Raw genomic sequence first — 16,288 nt, forward strand, 5'->3', positions numbered from 1 at the left:
TACAATGAAAAAACACCTACTTCTACTGCTAATACTGCCCCAACTGTGCCTAGCCCAAGACCTGATGACTTTTAAGGATTGTCTGGAATTGGCCATGAAGAACAACCTCGATCTTAAAACTGCACTCAACCAAGAACAAATTGCCAAAACACAATACCGTTCGAGCTACGGAAAATTGGCGCCCAACCTTTACGGAACAGCGGAGAATAAAAACTCTTGGGGCCGTGATATTGATCCGAATTCGAACTTGTTCATCAATACCGATATCAAGAATTATGTAGGATACATCAATGCGACTTATAACCTTTTCGCCGGATTTACTACGCTAAACACGATTCGATTGAACAAACAGGAATACCGCATCAACCAATCCAACGTGCAAAAAGTGCAGAACGAAATTACGATTGATCTGGCCGAAAAGTTCATCACAATTCTGTATCTGCAAGAAATTATCGCTGCCAACGAAAAACAGATTGAAGCCAGCCAGAAGCAACTCGAATTGGCCCAACTGAAATTCGAAGCCGGTTCGATTCCCGAAGGTGAAGTGTTTAAAATCAAATCGCAAAAAGCTTCTGAAGAGCTGAATTTGATTACCCACCAAAATAACCTGATCGACAATATGGTCAGCCTCAAACAACTCATGAACTTGCCGTTGGAAAAAGAAATCACTTTGGTCAAACCGATTTTGCAACTCGACTCAAATGTGAACGTGGAAGATCAATATGGCATCATCAAACAAGCACTCGATTTGAATCCGGCGATTACAATGAGTAAATTCCGTGAAAAGAAAGCCAGAGCAGCATTGGCCTTGGCTAGAGCTTCGAGATATCCGGTACTGTCCATGCGCGCGCAATACGGTACGCAATACACCAAAACCGATTATGAAGACAACGAAGAAGATTTACTGGATTTCCGCGAGCAAATTCGTAACAATGAAGTCAACATTCTCAGGTTCAACTTAATTGTTCCTATTTTCAGCCAATTTGACAACCGCTCTAAGATCAAGACTTCGAGAATTCTATACAAACAATCTAAAATCGATACGCAAATTAAACAAAACGAACTTTCTAAAACCGTTTTGAAAGCGATTACCGATACCAAAACCTCGCTCAAGAAAAATGAAGCTTCGGCGAAAGCTTTCGAGTTTTCACAAAAGAGTTTTGAGGCCGATTTGTTGAAATTCGAATTGGGTAAAATCAATACCAACGAACTCAATGTCACCAAAGCCAACTACAATAATTCGCAAGCGCAACTCATTCAGTCTAAATACGAATTGCTCTACAACAATGCGCTGATTAAGTTTTATTTGGGCGAAGCTTTTTCGCTGTAAAATTAGTCGGGAAAAATCAGCAGTCTTTTAATATCTTTGGCTCAAAGTCATTAGAATGAAAGCCAAAATCATCGAAAGAAGTTATTTATTTTTTTTGCTGCTGTTGCCGTTGGTTCACTTTTCAAATACCGTGGATCCGGTTTTGGTTCCGCGCCAAGTATATCTTTCGGTTTTTGTTCTAGTGTTGAGTATTGGGCTTTTAGTTAGAAATGATACTCTGGGTTCAATTCCTCTGAAAAACTCTTTATTTCTGAGTTTTGCTGGTTATTTCCTTTTCATGGCATTGGGTTCGTTCTACAGCGGATTCAACTCCGAAAGCTATTATACCTTATCGAAACAATTGTTGCTTTTTGCGTTTTTGGCTTTGAGCATTTACGCGCTTGATCAAGGTTTGCTAAACGTTGGAACGATTGTAAAAGCCTGCATCGGCGTTAGTACAATTGCCTTGTTAGGTGCTTTTTACGAATGTTATTCTGCTGAAGATTTATGGAACAAAGCCACGACAATCGATAGCTTTTTTGCCAATAAAAACCTGTTGGCTTCTTTCCTATTCTTGTGTCTTCCCTTTTTGGTGATGGGTTTAAAACAATCAAAACCATGGCGCATATTGGCTTTAGTTGCGCTAATAGGCACATTCCCAGTATTGATGATTTTGGGCACAAGAACTGTTTTTCTGGCACTAGGAGTTTTCGGAATAATTCTGCTGGGCTACTTTCTCAGCAAACGCCTGAGCATCAGAAGAACAACTTTGATTCTAGCGATTTCGACTTTATTAATTCTAATATTGGTAGCTGCAATTTGGGGCATTTCATCGAAATCAAATGAATCGACTATACCTCTCAAAGGCATAGAAAGATACATTCAGCGTGTGAGCAACAACAAAACTTTAACCTCAAGAATGCAACTTTGGGAGAATTCTATTCAAATGTGGCAAGAAAACCCTTGGCTCGGTGTTGGTGCCGGAAATTGGCAAGTGGAATTTCCGAAATATGGACTCGACCACTTTGATGAAATGAGTATTACCAATGGTTGGCAAACCGTTCAACGCGCCCACAATGACTTCTTGACCATATTGTGCGAAAATGGATTGATCGGACTTCTCACCTATTTAGTGATTTTCGGGATTATTTTTTATCAACTCATCTTTTTAATTCGAAAAAGTGATTCATCGCAACAATTCAAATTCGTGCTAATCTTCGGCGTCATTGCTGGATATTTTGTCATTGCTCTCTTTGATTTCCCTCTGGAACGTATCGAGCATCAAATCTTTCTGATGTTGCTTTTTGCAATAACAACAACAGAATATTACACCTTTAAAAAAGAAAATCCTACCTCGCAACTTGAGTGTAAAATTTTAATATACAGTACCGCAACTATTGGTCTATTTGCTCTGATTGTAGGTGTTTCCCGTTTTAAAGGCGAAATAGAAACTGTCAAAATGTATCGCGCCAAAGACAACGAACTTTGGGAAAAAACACTGCTTCACGCTCAAAATGCTGAGAATCGTTTTTATAGTATCGACCCGACCAGTATGCCCATAGATTGGTACAAAGGAACGGCTTGTTTCCATAAGAACGATTTTGGTCAAAGTGTTCGTTATTTTGAAAGTGCTTATGCCCAAGCGCCCTATCAAATTCAGGTAATCCTGAGTTTAGGAACCGCCTACGAAAATTATAATCAAAGACAAAAAGCAATTGAATGTTATCAAAAAGCTTTGAAAATATCGAGTAATTTTGAAGAGGCAAGGCTGAACTTAGCGGCAGTGTATTACAACAACAAACAATATGATTTGGCTTTTGAAACCATTGATAAAATGCAGGTCATTAACACCAATAAAAAATATAAATTATACATAATGCCCATTCTTCAGAAAGAAATAAATCTGATACTTACCCGAAATAACGATCCTGTTCTGTACAAAAAAGTAGCTAAAAAAATCACCAACAGCTATCATATTTTCCGGCTTTACTATCTGTCAAAACAACAAAAAGTGAGCTTTAAAACCATGGTATTATCAATGAAAGATAAGGATATTGTGCTTTAAAAAAGCAGTTTTATTTCTTTAAGATCAAAGTCTTCAATATGGCTATTTTCGTTAAGAATTTGTAGCCGTCCACTAGCATTTACCCCTATAATTTCTCCTACAAAGTTTGATTGATCTGGTTTTTGAAAAATCATTGGCTCGCCTTTTTTGAACAACAGATTATCATAGTGTATTTTGTAGTCTTCTGATGCTTTGGACCAATTTTCGACAATGGCTTTTAGTTCCTGTATGATACCCAAAAGCAATTCATCTTTATTGAAACTGACGCCCGTTTGCAAAATCAGCGAAGAAGCTTGCGGCAAATTTTCAAATTCAGTTTGGTTGACGTTAATGCCAATGCCTACAATTGAATCTATTGCTTGGTCTGATTTGAAACTATTCTCGATTAAAATTCCGCCAATTTTTTTATTCCCTGACATAATGTCGTTGGGCCATTTGATGCACAACTCAGGTATTTCGAGCTTTTGAAGGCTTTGAATTACGGCTAAAGATACTGCAATGTTCAAGTTGAAAACTAAACTAGCGTCAGGTATAAAATCTTTAATCAAAACACTCATTATAAGGTTTTTACCAACCTGAGAATTCCAAACCGAGCCCATTTGACCACGCCCATTGGTTTGATTTTCAGTGGTGACTACTGTAAAATTCTCCAGATTTTCCCGACGTGAAAAATACTTCAGGAAATCGTTTGTAGAATCTATGGCATCGAGTTTGACAAGCCGCATCGCAATGAATTGAAAATAGGAATTTAATCTTATGTTAAGGTTCAAATTTAATGACAAAAAATGATACCTTTGCACACATATATAAAATAATAAATGGCGAAAAAGACGAGTAATAACGATGTGTTACTAGCAAACATCATCAAAGGAATCGAGGAAGTAAAAGGAAACGATATTGACATTTTAGATCTAAGAGAAATAGATAATTCCGCATGTGACTATTTCATTATCTGCAACGGAAATTCAAATACTCAGGTTAACGCAATTGTTAACTCCATCCAAAAAACAGTTTCAAAAGCAATCAAAGACAAACCGTGGCACGTTGAAGGCACAGACAATGCCGAGTGGGTGCTTATGGATTATGTCAATATTGTGGTGCATGTTTTCCAGAAACACATTCGTGAATACTACAACATAGAAAGCCTTTGGGGCGACGCCAAAATCACTACCATAGCCAATAAATACTAAACCGAAAAACATGGCCCAAGACAATAAACCCAATCCTAATAGAATCAAAATTAGCCCGTGGATTCTCTATGCCGGGGTCATTTTGCTCTTTTTCTTCATCAGTTTTGCCACTGGTGGGTCGAGCTTTCAAGAGCTGGCCAAAACCTCTTCTTCCAAATTCAATACTTTTCTAGAGCGTGGTGATGTTCAGAAAGTAATTATCTACAATAAAACTGAAGCGGAAGTTTATTTAACACCTGAAGCTTTAAAACTACCCGAGCACAAAGCGGTTGCCAAAGACTTGCTGAATCGCCCTAATACTAAAGGACCGCATTACGTTTTTGACATCGGAAACGACGAAATTTTCCAGAAAAAACTCGAACAAGCAGTGGCCGATGGAAAACTCAAAGATTACAACTTCATGCCGAAGAGCAATTGGTCTGAAATTTTCATCAACTTATTGCCTATTTTGGTAATAATCGTCATTTGGATCATCATCATGAGACGAATGAGCGGTGGTGCTCCAGGCGGCGGAGGGCAAATTTTCAATATCGGAAAATCAAAAGCAAAACTCTTTGACGAAAAAACTGACATCAAAACTACTTTCAAAGATGTCGCTGGGCTTGAAGGCGCCAAAGAAGAAATACAAGAAATTGTTGAATTTCTAAAGAACCCTGAAAAATACACCAACTTGGGTGGAAAAATACCTAAAGGTGCGTTGCTGGTCGGGCCGCCCGGAACCGGAAAAACCCTTTTAGCCAAAGCCGTTGCCGGTGAAGCAAAAGTGCCGTTCTTTTCCTTGTCGGGTTCTGATTTCGTAGAAATGTTTGTAGGCGTAGGTGCCTCCAGAGTTCGCGATTTGTTCAAGCAGGCCAAAGAAAAATCTCCAGCAATTATCTTCATTGACGAAATTGACGCAGTAGGCCGAGCCCGTGGAAAGAGCAATTTCTCTGGCGGAAATGACGAACGTGAAAACACCCTTAATCAGTTGCTTACTGAAATGGATGGTTTCGGCACGAATTCAAATGTTATTGTATTGGCAGCAACCAACCGCGCCGATGTTCTTGACAAGGCCTTGATGCGAGCCGGTCGTTTCGATCGCCAGATTTTTGTTGACCTTCCGGATATTCGTGAGCGCAAGGAAATTTTTGAAGTACATCTCAAACCACTTAAAAAAGTAGAAGCTCTAGACACCGATTTCTTAGCCAAACAAACCCCAGGATTTTCAGGTGCAGATATAGCTAATGTTTGTAATGAAGCTGCACTAATTGCTGCCCGTAATAACAAAGAAGCGGTAGACAAACAAGATTTCCTTGATGCGGTAGATCGAATTGTTGGTGGTTTGGAAAAGAAAAACAAAATTGTCACACCCGAAGAAAAGAAAGCCATTGCCATACACGAAGCTGGGCACGCCACGGTAAGTTGGATGCTTGAACACGCAGCGCCGTTGGTAAAAGTAACTATCGTTCCGAGAGGACAGAGTTTAGGCGCCGCTTGGTACTTGCCTGAAGAAAGACTCATTGTACGCCCCGATCAAATGCTCGATGAAATGTGTGCTACGATGGGCGGAAGGGCTGCTGAGAAAGTAACTTTCAACCGAATTTCAACCGGAGCCTTGAGCGATCTTGAAAAAGTAACCAAACAAGCGCGTGCCATGGTGACCATTTACGGTTTGAACGACAAATTAGGCAATATCACCTACTACGATTCATCAGGGCAAAGCGAGTATAATTTCTCAAAACCCTATTCAGAAGAAACCGCTATGGTTATCGACAAAGAAATTTCGGCACTCATCGAAAGTCAGTACCAACGCGCGATACAAATTCTGGAAGAAAACAAAGACAAACTGAATCAACTAGCTGATATTCTGATAGAAAAGGAAGTGATATTTAAAGACGATTTGGAAGCTATTTTTGGCAAGCGCAAATTCGACGCAAACCTTCAAGAAGAAACTGATTTGTAAACTTTCAGCAAAAACATATTTTTTTTAAAAATCTTAATTCGAGCCATTATTTGAATTAAGATTTTTTTATCTTTGGATGTTTTCATACCTATCTATTTACAGCATATGAGTCTTTTCAGGAAATTTTTTGGTACCGGTAATGATGCCTCAGACGAGGAAAAGCAGAGTGAGTTTAATACTCCGCCAGCCCATTTATCGGCACCCGCAGATGAAAAGTTCACTTTCAATTTCAAGAAAAACGGAGGAAAATTTCTCTACTGCGAAGATTTATCCGAAGTCAAAGACCATTTTGAACATATCTTAGAAGAAAACGATTGGTTCGAGTCTGAAGCCACTTGTTTTGAACCGAAGTTGTACAGTATGCTCGATGAAAACAAACTGGTTTACAAGAACACCACCAACCCCAAGTTCTTGTTGGCAAGTTGTGAAAACCTAATTGCCGATGAAGGCTCAATCTTGTTCTCATCAAACCAAATCAAGCAGAACAAACCAAATGATCTGCCGGTAAATATGGTGATCCTGGCCACCACCAGTCAAATCTTAGAAAGCAAAAGTGACGGTCTTCGCGCCATCAAAAAGAAATACGACAAAGATTACCCGACCAATATCACTACCATCAAATATTTCGAAAAAGCCAAAGAAGAAGACTTTTTACAATATGGCAGTTCGGCCAAAAATCTCTATTTACTTCTTTTAGAAGATCTTTAAGATGAACGAAACCCTAATCAGGTCGCTTTCGGGTGCATTATATATTGTTATATTAGTTTCTGCGACCTTATTCCTGAACAGTTTTTTAGCGCTTTTCGGCATATTCTTGATGCTGACCGTGGGCGAATTTTGCGACTTGGTCAAACTTCCCAAACGTATTGCTTACCCGATTGCCTTATTGGCTTTTCTGACTTTTTCGTTTTTTATTCAAAATCCGATTGTCGACCTTGTTTTTTGGTCGATTACCTTCGTTACCGCATCAAAGGCAATGTTATTTTTATTCGGAACGCAAACAACCGAACCGAGTTTATTCTCAAAATACCTCTACCTAATCGGTTATATCGTTTTACCCTTTTTACTGATTACCAAATTACCTTTAATCGAAAATGAATTCAATCCGAGTATAATCATCGGGCTTTTTGTATTGATTTGGGTGAATGACACTATGGCTTACGTAGTGGGTAAATCAATAGGCAAAAGAAAATTGTTCGAGCGCATTTCGCCCAAAAAAACGATTGAAGGATTTATTGGCGGGTTAGTGTTCGCGGTTATCGCAAGCATTTTTGTTGCTCAGTATTACACTGCTCAACCCATCGCGCTTTGGATGCTGATTGCATTAATTGTAGGAACTTTAGGAACGATAGGCGATTTAATCGAATCGAAATTTAAGCGTATAGCCGGAGTCAAAGACAGCGGAAAAATCATGCCTGGGCACGGCGGCATTTTAGACCGACTCGATAGTATTATATTTGCCGGACCTTTTGTATTTTTGTTATACCAAATTTTAAACTATGTTTCATAAAGAAGGCGGGAAAATTATCCTCATTGCGACTACCCTAACGGTTATTTTCTTACTCATGGCCGACCGATTAATCGAAGCGCTCTGGCTGCAGAAAACCGTACAGATTCTGGTACTCATCATGCTAATTTTGATATTACAGTTTTTTAGAAATCCGAAAAGAACAGTCGCTATTAATGATGAACACGTTATTGCTCCGGTAGATGGCAAAGTAGTAGTCATTGAGGAAGTATACGAAGAAGAATATTTCAAAGACAAACGCCTTCAGGTTTCGATATTCATGTCGCCAATTAACGTGCATGTCACTCGCTATCCGGTGAATGGAAAAATCAACTTTAGCAAATACCATCCGGGAAAGTATTTAGTGGCGTGGCATCCTAAAGCCAGTACAGAAAACGAGCGAACAACTGTTGTAGTAGAAAACCGCATTTTCGGTGAAATCTTGTACCGTCAGATTGCCGGTGCTTTGGCCAGACGAATCGTCAATTATGCTCAAAATGGCATGCAAGTGATTCAGGGTACTGATGCCGGTTTTATTAAATTCGGTTCCAGAGTCGATTTGTATTTGCCGCTCGGAACCCAGATCGATGTCAAACTCAATCAAGTAGCCGTCGGTGGGAAAACCATCATCGCTACCAAAACCACATGACCCAAAAAGATCTAAATACCCGTTTTGAAGAAGCTGTTGCCTTGGCAGATGAAATGTCTCAGTCAGAACTTCCGCAAGATGTGCAATTGCGCCTATACGCCTATTACAAGCAGGCCACCGCAGGAACTTTAGATCCGCTCAAAGCCACCAACACTTTTGATTTGCGCAATGCTTTCAAAACCAACGCCTGGATGCAAATTAGCCATCTGACTTCTGATGAAGCCAAAGAATTGTATATCGAAGCGATTTTAGCTTTATCCAAAAAATAATCCCATGAATCAAAAACTACTTTTTGGCATGAGCGCGCTATGGCTTGTGCTGCTTTCCTGCAATAACAAAAAACTTACTGAAGTGGTCGAAGTGCCGCTGCCGTCCAAAGAAGATAAAATGGTCATTGGCAATCCGGAAGATGTCAAAGCCGACGATGGCGCATTCAAAATGTTAGCTTTACCATATGGTTATGAAGCTTTGGCACCGCATATCGATGCACTCACTATGGAACTGCACTATTCTAAACATTACCTGACTTACACCAATAATCTCAATAAGGCAGTGGCCGGAACCGAACTAGAATCTTTGCCCATTGAAGATATTCTCAAAAAACTAGACCTGAATAACGCTGACCTAAGAAACAACGCCGGTGGCTATTACAATCACGGCTTATTTTGGGAAAATATGGTGGCTAAAGGCGCAGCAAAACCTAAAGACACTTTAGCCTTGGCCATCAATCGCGATTTCGGTTCTTTCGAAGCCTTCAAAACCCAATTTGAAGAAGCTGCTTCTAAGCAATTCGGCTCAGGCTGGGCTTGGCTAGTAACTGATAAGGCTGGAAAATTACAAATAACCAGTACAGCCAATCAAGACAATCCTTTAATGCCGAATGCTTTGATTAAAGGAACACCGATTCTCGCTTTAGATGTATGGGAACACGCCTATTACCTAAATTATCAGTACAAGCGCAAAAAGTACATCGAGGCATTTTTCAATGTCATTAATTGGAAAAAAGTAGGTGAACGTTATGAGGAAGCGATAAAAAATTAAACACGAATTTATACAGAATAAGTACTTCTTTAATTCGTGCAAATTCGTGTAATTCGTGTTTAAAATTTATTTCAACCCAGCCAAACTTTGTTCAATAGTAGCGATTTTGGCTAAGGCATCGGCTTCTTTTTTGCGTTCTATTTCCAAAACCTTTTCAGGAGCGCCGTTGACAAATTTCTCGTTAGATAATTTAGCTTGTACCGATTTCAAGAAACCTTTGGTATAATTAAGTTCCTCGGTTAGCTTGGCGATTTCTTCCTCTACATTGATTGCGCCAGTAACCGGGATAAAATATTCGTTTGACTTCACGCGGAAAGACAAAGCGCCGTTGATTTTCTCAGCTACATAATCATAATCGGAAACATTACCCAATTTGATGATTACCGGATCAAAATATGTCGACACTTTTTCGTTGTTGATGACGCTCATATCGATGGCATCCTTGAACGGAATGTTCTTTTCCTTACGAATGGTTCGAATTCCGGAAATCACTTCTATGGCTGTTTCAAAATCTGAAATCAGATTGCTGTCGAACATTTTTAATTCTGGCCAAGTTGAGACAATCAAAGCTTCTTCTGGTGTTCTTTCAGCGATGTGTTGCCAAATTTCCTCGGTCAAGAAAGGCATGAACGGATGCAATAACTTGAGATTACTTTCCAACATTTCAATCGCTTTGTTGAAAGTAGCGCGGTCAATCGGTTGTTGGTAGGCCGGTTTGATCATTTCCAAGAACCATGAACAGAAATCGTCCCAAACGAGTTTATAAATAGCCATGAGTGCATCTGAAATGCGGTACTTTTCAAAATGGTCTTCAATCTCGTGGAGCGTTTGCTGTAATTTGGCTTCATACCACTGAATTGCGGCTTTAGAAGATTCGGGTTGCGCGATACTGTCTGACACTTCCCAACCTTTGATCAGTCGGAACGCATTCCAGATTTTGTTGGAGAAAGATTTTCCCTGCAGACACAATTCTTCGTCAAACATAATATCGTTTCCGGCAGAGGCGCTGAGCAGCAAGCCCACGCGAACACCATCGGCTCCGAACTTGTCAATCAAATCCAGTGGATCAGGTGAATTACCTAACGACTTCGACATTTTTCGGCGGTGTTTGTCACGCACTAAACCTGTTAAATAAACATTTGAAAACGGCTTTTGGCCGGTATACTCGTAACCCGCGATAATCATACGCGCTACCCAGAAAAACAAAATGTCTGGGCCGGTCACCAAATCGTTGGTCGGATAATAGTATTTGAAATCAGGGCTTTCCGGATCCATGATGCCGCCGAAAACAGCCATCGGCCAAAGCCATGACGAAAACCAGGTATCGAGGGCGTCTGCATCTTGGGTCAAGTCAGCAGTGGAAAGTTGGCTGTTGCCGGTTTTCTGCTGAGCGAGCGTTAACGCTTCTTCAATAGATTCAGCTACAACAAAATCTTCTTTTCCGTCACCGTAGTAGTAAGCCGGAATTTGCTGGCCCCACCACAATTGGCGCGAAATGTTCCAGTCGCGGATGTTCTCTAACCAATGGCGGTAAGTGTTGTCGAATTTTTTCGGATATAATTTGATTTCTTCGGTTTCCAATACCGATTTAATGGCTGGCTTCACCAATTCTTCCATTTTCAGGAACCATTGGTCGGACAAGCGCGGTTCAATGACGGCTTTGGTTCTTTCCGAAGTTCCTACTTTATTAGTATGCGTTTCGGTTTTAGCCAATGCACCGGAAGTTTCGAGTTCTTTGGCAATTTCCTCGCGAACGACGAAACGATCTTTGCCCTGATAATGCAGTCCGAAACTGTTCAAGGTGGCGTCTTCGTTGAAAATATCTACAATTTCTAGGTTGTGTTTCTCACCTAACACGCGGTCGTTCACATCGTGCGCCGGTGTTACTTTGAGACAACCCGTTCCGAATTCCATATCAACGTATTCGTCTTCGATGATCGGAATTACGCGGCCGCAAATCGGGACGATGGCTTTCTTGCCTTTCAAATGGCTGAAGCGCTCATCATTCGGGTTGATACAGATGGCCGTATCGCCGAAAATAGTTTCCGGACGCGTGGTGGCAATGGTTAAAAAGTCTTCGCTGCCTTCAATTTTGTATTTGAGAAAATAGAGTTTTCCTTGTTGTTCTTCGTAAATTACTTCCTCGTCAGACAACGTAGTTTTGGCCTCCGGATCCCAGTTGACCATGCGGTAGCCGCGATAGATATAGCCTTTATTGTATAAGTCGACAAAAGAGCGAATGACTGAAGCCGACATATCCGGATCCATGGTGAATTTGGTACGGTCCCAATCGCAGGAACAACCCAATTGTTTGAGTTGTTCGAGGATGACACCGCCGTATTTATCGGTCCAATCCCAAGCGTGTTTGAGGAATTCTTCGCGCGAAAGGTCATTCTTATTAATGCCTTCTGACTTCAGTTTGTCCACAACTTTCGCTTCGGTCGCGATGGAAGCATGATCGGTTCCGGGCACCCAACAAGCATTGAATCCTTTGAGACGAGCACAACGAATCAATACGTCTTGAATCGTATTGTTAAGCATGTGGCCCATGTGCAATACTCCGGTCACGTTGGGTGGCGGAATTACAATGGTATACGGTGTGCGATGGTCGGGTTTGGAATGAAAATAGTTGTTTTTCATCCAGTAGGCGTACCATTTTTGCTCCATGGCTTTGGCTTCGAATTGCGCTGGGATTGTCATATTGTGAATTGGTTATTTCGGATTATTGATGGTTACCGGAAATGTCTTACTGAACCTGCAGCCCTAGCCCCGATAGTAGTGGAAATCCTTTTTGTTTTTGCCTCCAAAAGCAAAAAGATTGTAACGAATAGCGGGAAACAGCTCCTGAAAAGAAAACCCTGCGGTATGCTTTTTGGTAACCGTGCAAAAGTAAATAAAAAATTAAGATTTAATATTTGCACATTGATCAAAACAAAGTATTTTTACTCATCTTAAAAAAATCGGACAATGAAAAAATTAACTGTACTGCTTGCGTTCATTGGTTTTGCATTTTCGGCTGCTGCACAAGGCGCGAAAATTGAGTTCATGGCCAAAGACAACACGATTGATTACGGTACTGTATACAGAGATTCTGACAACGGCCAAAGAACTTTCGAGTTCAAGAATACCGGAGATGCGCCGCTAATCATCACCAACGTACAATCGACTTGCGGTTGCACCGTTCCTTCCAAACCTACCGAGCCGATTATGCCGGGGAAAACAGGAAAAATCGATGTGAAGTACAACATGAGCCCAGGCCCAATTAGAAAAACCATCACGGTAGAATCCAATGCGGTCAATGTAGAAGGTGGTCGAGTGGCACTGAAAATCAAAGGTGATGTGATCGTGAAAGAAGAGGTCAACATCCTCGAAAAGAAAAAAGGAATTATATCCAGTGACAACTAAAAACAAGGAGCTTCAGCAATGAGGCTCTTTTTTTTTGCATAAAATTTCAGCTTATAGTATGTCTTTGAGTTCGAAACTAAACTTTAGTGGTTTGCCTTCGCGCTCCACAGAAATATAAATTATCTTACCTTCTTCTGCGCGCAAAAGCTCGTTAATTTTCTGTAACGAATAAAGATAGGTTTCGCGTCCGTTGATTGAAAGTACGGTATCTCCGGCTTGCAAACCGCTCATTTGAGCAGGTGAATTTTTTCTGACACTGGCTATCGTATACACCGGCTTCAGCGAAAATTTGTATTTGAATTGGTTATCGGTTCGCTCTCCGGTGTTGTCAAAACCAATCACCTGATGAACCGTATTGAGCTTCACCGTTTCCTGAACCCATTGCATGCCTTCGTTCTGTAGCTCTATACCGCTTTTGTTGTATGTAAATGGTTCGCCAAAATGACTGCTCTTCTGCAAATAAAGTTTCTGATTAGGATAATCGAAAATCAGATTGAATCGTTTTAGGATTTCACCGCCTACAGAGCCCAATCGATTTGGCACCATACTAACACTTTTGATGGATAACGAATCGGGAAATGAAACTATTGGACTAAGAAATTCAAAACCATTAATGCTGAAACTGGTAATTTTGGCGCGACGACCATTAATATCTCCGCTGAAACCACGCCCCAAATAATCTTCAAAATTAGGCTCAGGCATACGAACATTTCGTTCTGGCTTATCGAAAATCCAAACAGCATCACTGTTACCCAAATCGACCAAAAGCTTGGCATCGATATCTTGTAAAGAAAAAGTAGCTTGTGCAGTTATGTAGGGTTTATTGCGCTCAATAGAAATAGGAAAAGAATCAAAACGGTTCCGGGTTTTGGGTTTTAGTGCTTTGTCATCTTTATAAACAATAATCTTTTTTTTACTGTAATTGATTTCCACCATGTGATTTTTGAAAAAGTGATAACCAATAATACCGTTCACTGGAATACCAACATGCGACGAAAAATTGAAGTCTTGATCCAAAACAATATATACCTCATGATTACGGTCTGTCAAGCCATCGAAAGAAAGTATATTTTTAGAAGAGCGCAACCCTTCAATCGCTTCATTGTCGCCCAAACCTTTGAGTTTAATTTTTTGCACGTTATTAAAACGTACTTCGGCTTTGTCTTCTAGACTTAAAAGAATGGTTTCCTCGACTCCAGAATCGAGCAGGAAATTGAGTTCCACGCCATTGACCTTGACAGGAACGAAGATCAGATTATTGATTAACCGGAAAGGAATCGTGATTTTATTCTTCTTAGCTTCAAACTCAAAACCGGATTGCGCTAAAGCCCACGGTTGAATACCAATTAGAAGTAAGATTACCACAAGTCGTCTCATAAAGTTTGTTTGCATAAAAATAACTAAAAAGCCATTGCCTCCGAAAATAATAACATTTAAAACAATTGGCGCACACTGAAAAAATTCGCAAATTTGCAGCACTTAAAAACTGATTAATCATGCCGAAAATATCCCACAAAGGGCAACAAATGCCTGAATCTCCGATTCGTAAATTGGTTCCTTATGCCGACATTGCCAAGAAAAAAGGCCACAAGGTATACCATCTCAACATTGGACAACCCGATATCAAAACGCCAGAGGTTGCGATGAACTCCATCAAAAACCTAGACATCAAGGTACTCGAATACAGCCATTCGGCAGGTTTTGAAAGCTACAGAACCAAACTTTCACAATATTACAAAACTCATGGTTTACCCGTTGATGTAGCCGATATCATCATTACCACCGGCGGTTCGGAAGCCCTGCTTTTCGCCATGGGAACCACGATGGATCAAGGCGACGAAATCATCATTCCCGAACCTTTTTATGCTAACTATAACGGTTTCTCAACCGCTTCAGGTGTAAAAGTCGTTCCTGTAATTTCGACCATTGATACCGGATTTGCTTTGCCTCCAATTGCCGATTTTGAAAAACTAATCACTCCAAAAACCAAAGCCATCTTAATCTGCAATCCGGGAAATCCGACTGGTTATTTATACTCAAAAGACGAAATGGAACAACTCGCGGCGCTAGTCAAAAAGCACGATTTGTTCTTAATTGCTGACGAAGTCTACCGCGAATTCACCTATGACGGCGATCCGCATTATTCGGTGATGAACTTACCAGGATTAGAACAACATGCCATCATGATTGATTCTGTTTCCAAAAGATACAGCATGTGCGGTGCAAGAATCGGTTGCATCGTTTCCAAAAACAAGGAAGTGATGGCTGCAGCAATGAAGTTCGCCCAAGCCCGTTTGAGCCCACCAACCTTTGCCCAAATTGCCAGCGAAGCCGCGCTAGATACACCACAAAGCTATTTCAACGAAGTCATTTCAGAATACCGCGACCGACGCGACACACTGATTGCCGAGCTGCAGAAAATAGACGGAGTCAAAGTCGCTACGCCCAAAGGTGCTTTTTATTGCATCGCCCAACTGCCTATTGACAACGCCGATAATTTCGCACAGTGGTTGCTCGAATCTTACGATTTAAACCAAGAAACCGTGATGGTGGCGCCTGCTGCGGGTTTTTACTCTACGCCGAATGTTGGCCTGAATGAAGTCCGCATCGCCTACGTGCTCAAAAAAGAAGATTTGATCCGTTCGGTACAGATTTTAAAAGCAGCACTCGAAACTTATAATAAAAAGTAGTTTTTTAAGTAGCTGATCCCGCTGTTCACTGTATCTTTTACCGCTCAAGAACGCGGCAAAAGGATGTTGTTACCATCGGGGCTAGGGCTATGAGCTAACCAACACCTAATAAAAAAAGCAACTTCTGAAGAGTTGCTTTTTTTATTTTATAATCTAATTGACGTTTAGCGTTTCAAAGAAAAATGTGACTTATATTCTTTGTCTTCACCATTCTCTCTGTAAAACACTCGGAACCAATAATCAGAAGAGGGCAATTCTAATCCGTTGAGTGTACCATCCCAACCTTCGCCTGTAACCGACTGTTCTCTGAGGAGTTTTCCGTATCTGTCGAAGATATAAATGTAAGCATCGGGCTGGTCTGCCGCGATTTCGGTGATGTTCCAAGTATCGTTATATCCATCGCCATTCGGAGTGAAGAACCTCGGGAAGTTCACCACTCTAAAGGTAGTGCTTGCCGTACCACATCCAAAGCGGTCTTTCACCGTTACAG

15 protein-coding genes are annotated in these 16,288 nt (G+C 40.7%); 11 read left to right on the top strand and 4 right to left on the bottom strand.

Translation table 11 applies throughout. The features are described 5' to 3' along the window. Nucleotides 1-4 precede the first annotated feature (4 nt). Together G4D82_RS13570 and G4D82_RS13575 are read left to right on the top strand one after the other, a co-directional pair. On the top strand, nt 5-1,330 hold the full coding sequence (locus G4D82_RS13570) for a TolC family protein (RefSeq protein WP_166337839.1): 1,326 nt from the start codon (nt 5-7) through the stop codon (nt 1,328-1,330). Nucleotides 1,331-1,385: 55 nt separating this feature from the next. Further along, nucleotides 1,386-3,374 (top strand): O-antigen ligase family protein, encoded by a 1,989-nt coding sequence (locus G4D82_RS13575; protein ID WP_166337840.1) that lies wholly within the window; start codon nt 1,386-1,388, stop codon nt 3,372-3,374. Here the strand turns inward: G4D82_RS13575 and G4D82_RS13580 are convergent. Further along, entirely contained in the window at nt 3,371-4,144 is a 774-nt protein-coding gene (locus G4D82_RS13580; RefSeq protein ID WP_317167579.1) for a biotin--[acetyl-CoA-carboxylase] ligase, read from the bottom strand. The genes G4D82_RS13575 and G4D82_RS13580 overlap by 4 nt on opposite strands. Before the next feature lie 48 nt (nt 4,145-4,192). Between G4D82_RS13580 and rsfS the strand changes: the two genes are divergently transcribed. From rsfS to G4D82_RS13615, 7 genes are all read left to right on the top strand, one after another. After that, the gene (gene rsfS, locus G4D82_RS13585; RefSeq protein WP_166337841.1) at nt 4,193-4,564 is read left to right on the top strand and encodes a ribosome silencing factor; all 372 of its coding nucleotides are present in this window, start codon (nt 4,193-4,195) and stop codon (nt 4,562-4,564) included. Between the two features lie 10 nt (nt 4,565-4,574). Then, a complete protein-coding gene (gene ftsH, locus G4D82_RS13590) occupies nt 4,575-6,506 on the top strand; it encodes an ATP-dependent zinc metalloprotease FtsH (RefSeq protein WP_166337842.1) in 1,932 nt (643 codons plus the stop codon). A 105-nt stretch (nt 6,507-6,611) separates the two neighbouring features. Next, nucleotides 6,612-7,214, top strand: a complete 603-nt coding sequence (locus tag G4D82_RS13595; protein WP_166337843.1) for a lactate utilization protein B/C — start codon at nt 6,612-6,614, stop codon at nt 7,212-7,214. 1 nt (nt 7,215) lies between these two features. Further along, the gene (locus G4D82_RS13600; RefSeq protein WP_166337844.1) at nt 7,216-8,016 is read left to right on the top strand and encodes a phosphatidate cytidylyltransferase; all 801 of its coding nucleotides are present in this window, start codon (nt 7,216-7,218) and stop codon (nt 8,014-8,016) included. Beyond that, nucleotides 8,006-8,662 carry a phosphatidylserine decarboxylase family protein gene (locus G4D82_RS13605; RefSeq protein ID WP_166337845.1) on the top strand — a complete coding sequence of 219 codons (657 nt, stop codon included), beginning with the start codon at nt 8,006-8,008 and terminating at the stop codon, nt 8,660-8,662. The genes G4D82_RS13600 and G4D82_RS13605 overlap by 11 nt, the downstream gene beginning before the upstream one ends. Beyond that, entirely contained in the window at nt 8,659-8,931 is a 273-nt protein-coding gene (locus tag G4D82_RS13610) for an acyl-CoA-binding protein (RefSeq protein ID WP_166337846.1), read from the top strand. Before G4D82_RS13605 ends, G4D82_RS13610 begins: the two co-directional genes overlap by 4 nt. Before the next feature lie 4 nt (nt 8,932-8,935). Next, the gene (locus G4D82_RS13615; RefSeq protein ID WP_166337847.1) at nt 8,936-9,703 is read left to right on the top strand and encodes a superoxide dismutase; all 768 of its coding nucleotides are present in this window, start codon (nt 8,936-8,938) and stop codon (nt 9,701-9,703) included. 66 nt (nt 9,704-9,769) lie between these two features. Here the strand turns inward: G4D82_RS13615 and G4D82_RS13620 are convergent, their stop codons facing one another. Further along, nucleotides 9,770-12,403, bottom strand: a complete 2,634-nt coding sequence (locus G4D82_RS13620) for a valine--tRNA ligase (RefSeq protein WP_166337848.1) — start codon at nt 12,401-12,403, stop codon at nt 9,770-9,772. A 267-nt stretch (nt 12,404-12,670) separates the two neighbouring features. On the opposite strand from G4D82_RS13620, the gene G4D82_RS13625 reads away from it, so the two are divergent. Further along, complete coding sequence (locus G4D82_RS13625; RefSeq protein WP_166337849.1) at nt 12,671-13,108, top strand: DUF1573 domain-containing protein; 438 nt, start codon at nt 12,671-12,673, stop codon at nt 13,106-13,108. A 51-nt stretch (nt 13,109-13,159) separates the two neighbouring features. On the opposite strand, the gene G4D82_RS13630 is transcribed toward G4D82_RS13625, so the two are convergent. Then, complete coding sequence (locus G4D82_RS13630) at nt 13,160-14,485, bottom strand: PDZ domain-containing protein (RefSeq protein ID WP_166337850.1); 1,326 nt, start codon at nt 14,483-14,485, stop codon at nt 13,160-13,162. Between the two features lie 119 nt (nt 14,486-14,604). Here G4D82_RS13630 and G4D82_RS13635 point away from each other — a divergent pair, with 119 nt between their 5' ends. After that, nucleotides 14,605-15,798 carry a pyridoxal phosphate-dependent aminotransferase gene (locus G4D82_RS13635; protein ID WP_166337851.1) on the top strand — a complete coding sequence of 398 codons (1,194 nt, stop codon included), beginning with the start codon at nt 14,605-14,607 and terminating at the stop codon, nt 15,796-15,798. Nucleotides 15,799-15,962: 164 nt separating this feature from the next. Here G4D82_RS13635 and G4D82_RS13640 read toward each other — a convergent pair. Further along, on the bottom strand, nt 15,963-16,288 hold a 326-nt coding region (locus tag G4D82_RS13640), incomplete at its 5' end, for a T9SS type B sorting domain-containing protein (protein WP_166337852.1).

Origin of the sequence: Flavobacterium lotistagni, assembly GCF_011392125.1 — a bacterium.
Lineage (GTDB): Bacteria > Bacteroidota > Bacteroidia > Flavobacteriales > Flavobacteriaceae > Flavobacterium > Flavobacterium lotistagni.

Excerpts from the sequence above, each read along its gene's own strand:
- G4D82_RS13600 (WP_166337844.1), top strand. The coding sequence starts at position 7,216 with ATGAACGAAACCCTAATCAGGTCGCTTTCGGGTGCATTATATATTGTT.
- G4D82_RS13615 (WP_166337847.1), top strand. The coding sequence starts at position 8,936 with ATGAATCAAAAACTACTTTTTGGCATGAGCGCGCTATGGCTTGTGCTG.
- rsfS (WP_166337841.1), top strand. The coding sequence starts at position 4,193 with ATGGCGAAAAAGACGAGTAATAACGATGTGTTACTAGCAAACATCATC.
- G4D82_RS13625 (WP_166337849.1), top strand. The coding sequence starts at position 12,671 with ATGAAAAAATTAACTGTACTGCTTGCGTTCATTGGTTTTGCATTTTCG.
- G4D82_RS13575 (WP_166337840.1), top strand. The coding sequence starts at position 1,386 with ATGAAAGCCAAAATCATCGAAAGAAGTTATTTATTTTTTTTGCTGCTG.
- G4D82_RS13610 (WP_166337846.1), top strand. The coding sequence starts at position 8,659 with ATGACCCAAAAAGATCTAAATACCCGTTTTGAAGAAGCTGTTGCCTTG.
- G4D82_RS13620 (WP_166337848.1), bottom strand. The coding sequence starts at position 12,403 with ATGACAATCCCAGCGCAATTCGAAGCCAAAGCCATGGAGCAAAAATGG.
- G4D82_RS13570 (WP_166337839.1), top strand. The coding sequence starts at position 5 with ATGAAAAAACACCTACTTCTACTGCTAATACTGCCCCAACTGTGCCTA.
- G4D82_RS13595 (WP_166337843.1), top strand. The coding sequence starts at position 6,612 with ATGAGTCTTTTCAGGAAATTTTTTGGTACCGGTAATGATGCCTCAGAC.
- G4D82_RS13630 (WP_166337850.1), bottom strand. The coding sequence starts at position 14,485 with ATGAGACGACTTGTGGTAATCTTACTTCTAATTGGTATTCAACCGTGG.
- G4D82_RS13635 (WP_166337851.1), top strand. The coding sequence starts at position 14,605 with ATGCCGAAAATATCCCACAAAGGGCAACAAATGCCTGAATCTCCGATT.
- G4D82_RS13605 (WP_166337845.1), top strand. The coding sequence starts at position 8,006 with ATGTTTCATAAAGAAGGCGGGAAAATTATCCTCATTGCGACTACCCTA.
- ftsH (WP_166337842.1), top strand. The coding sequence starts at position 4,575 with ATGGCCCAAGACAATAAACCCAATCCTAATAGAATCAAAATTAGCCCG.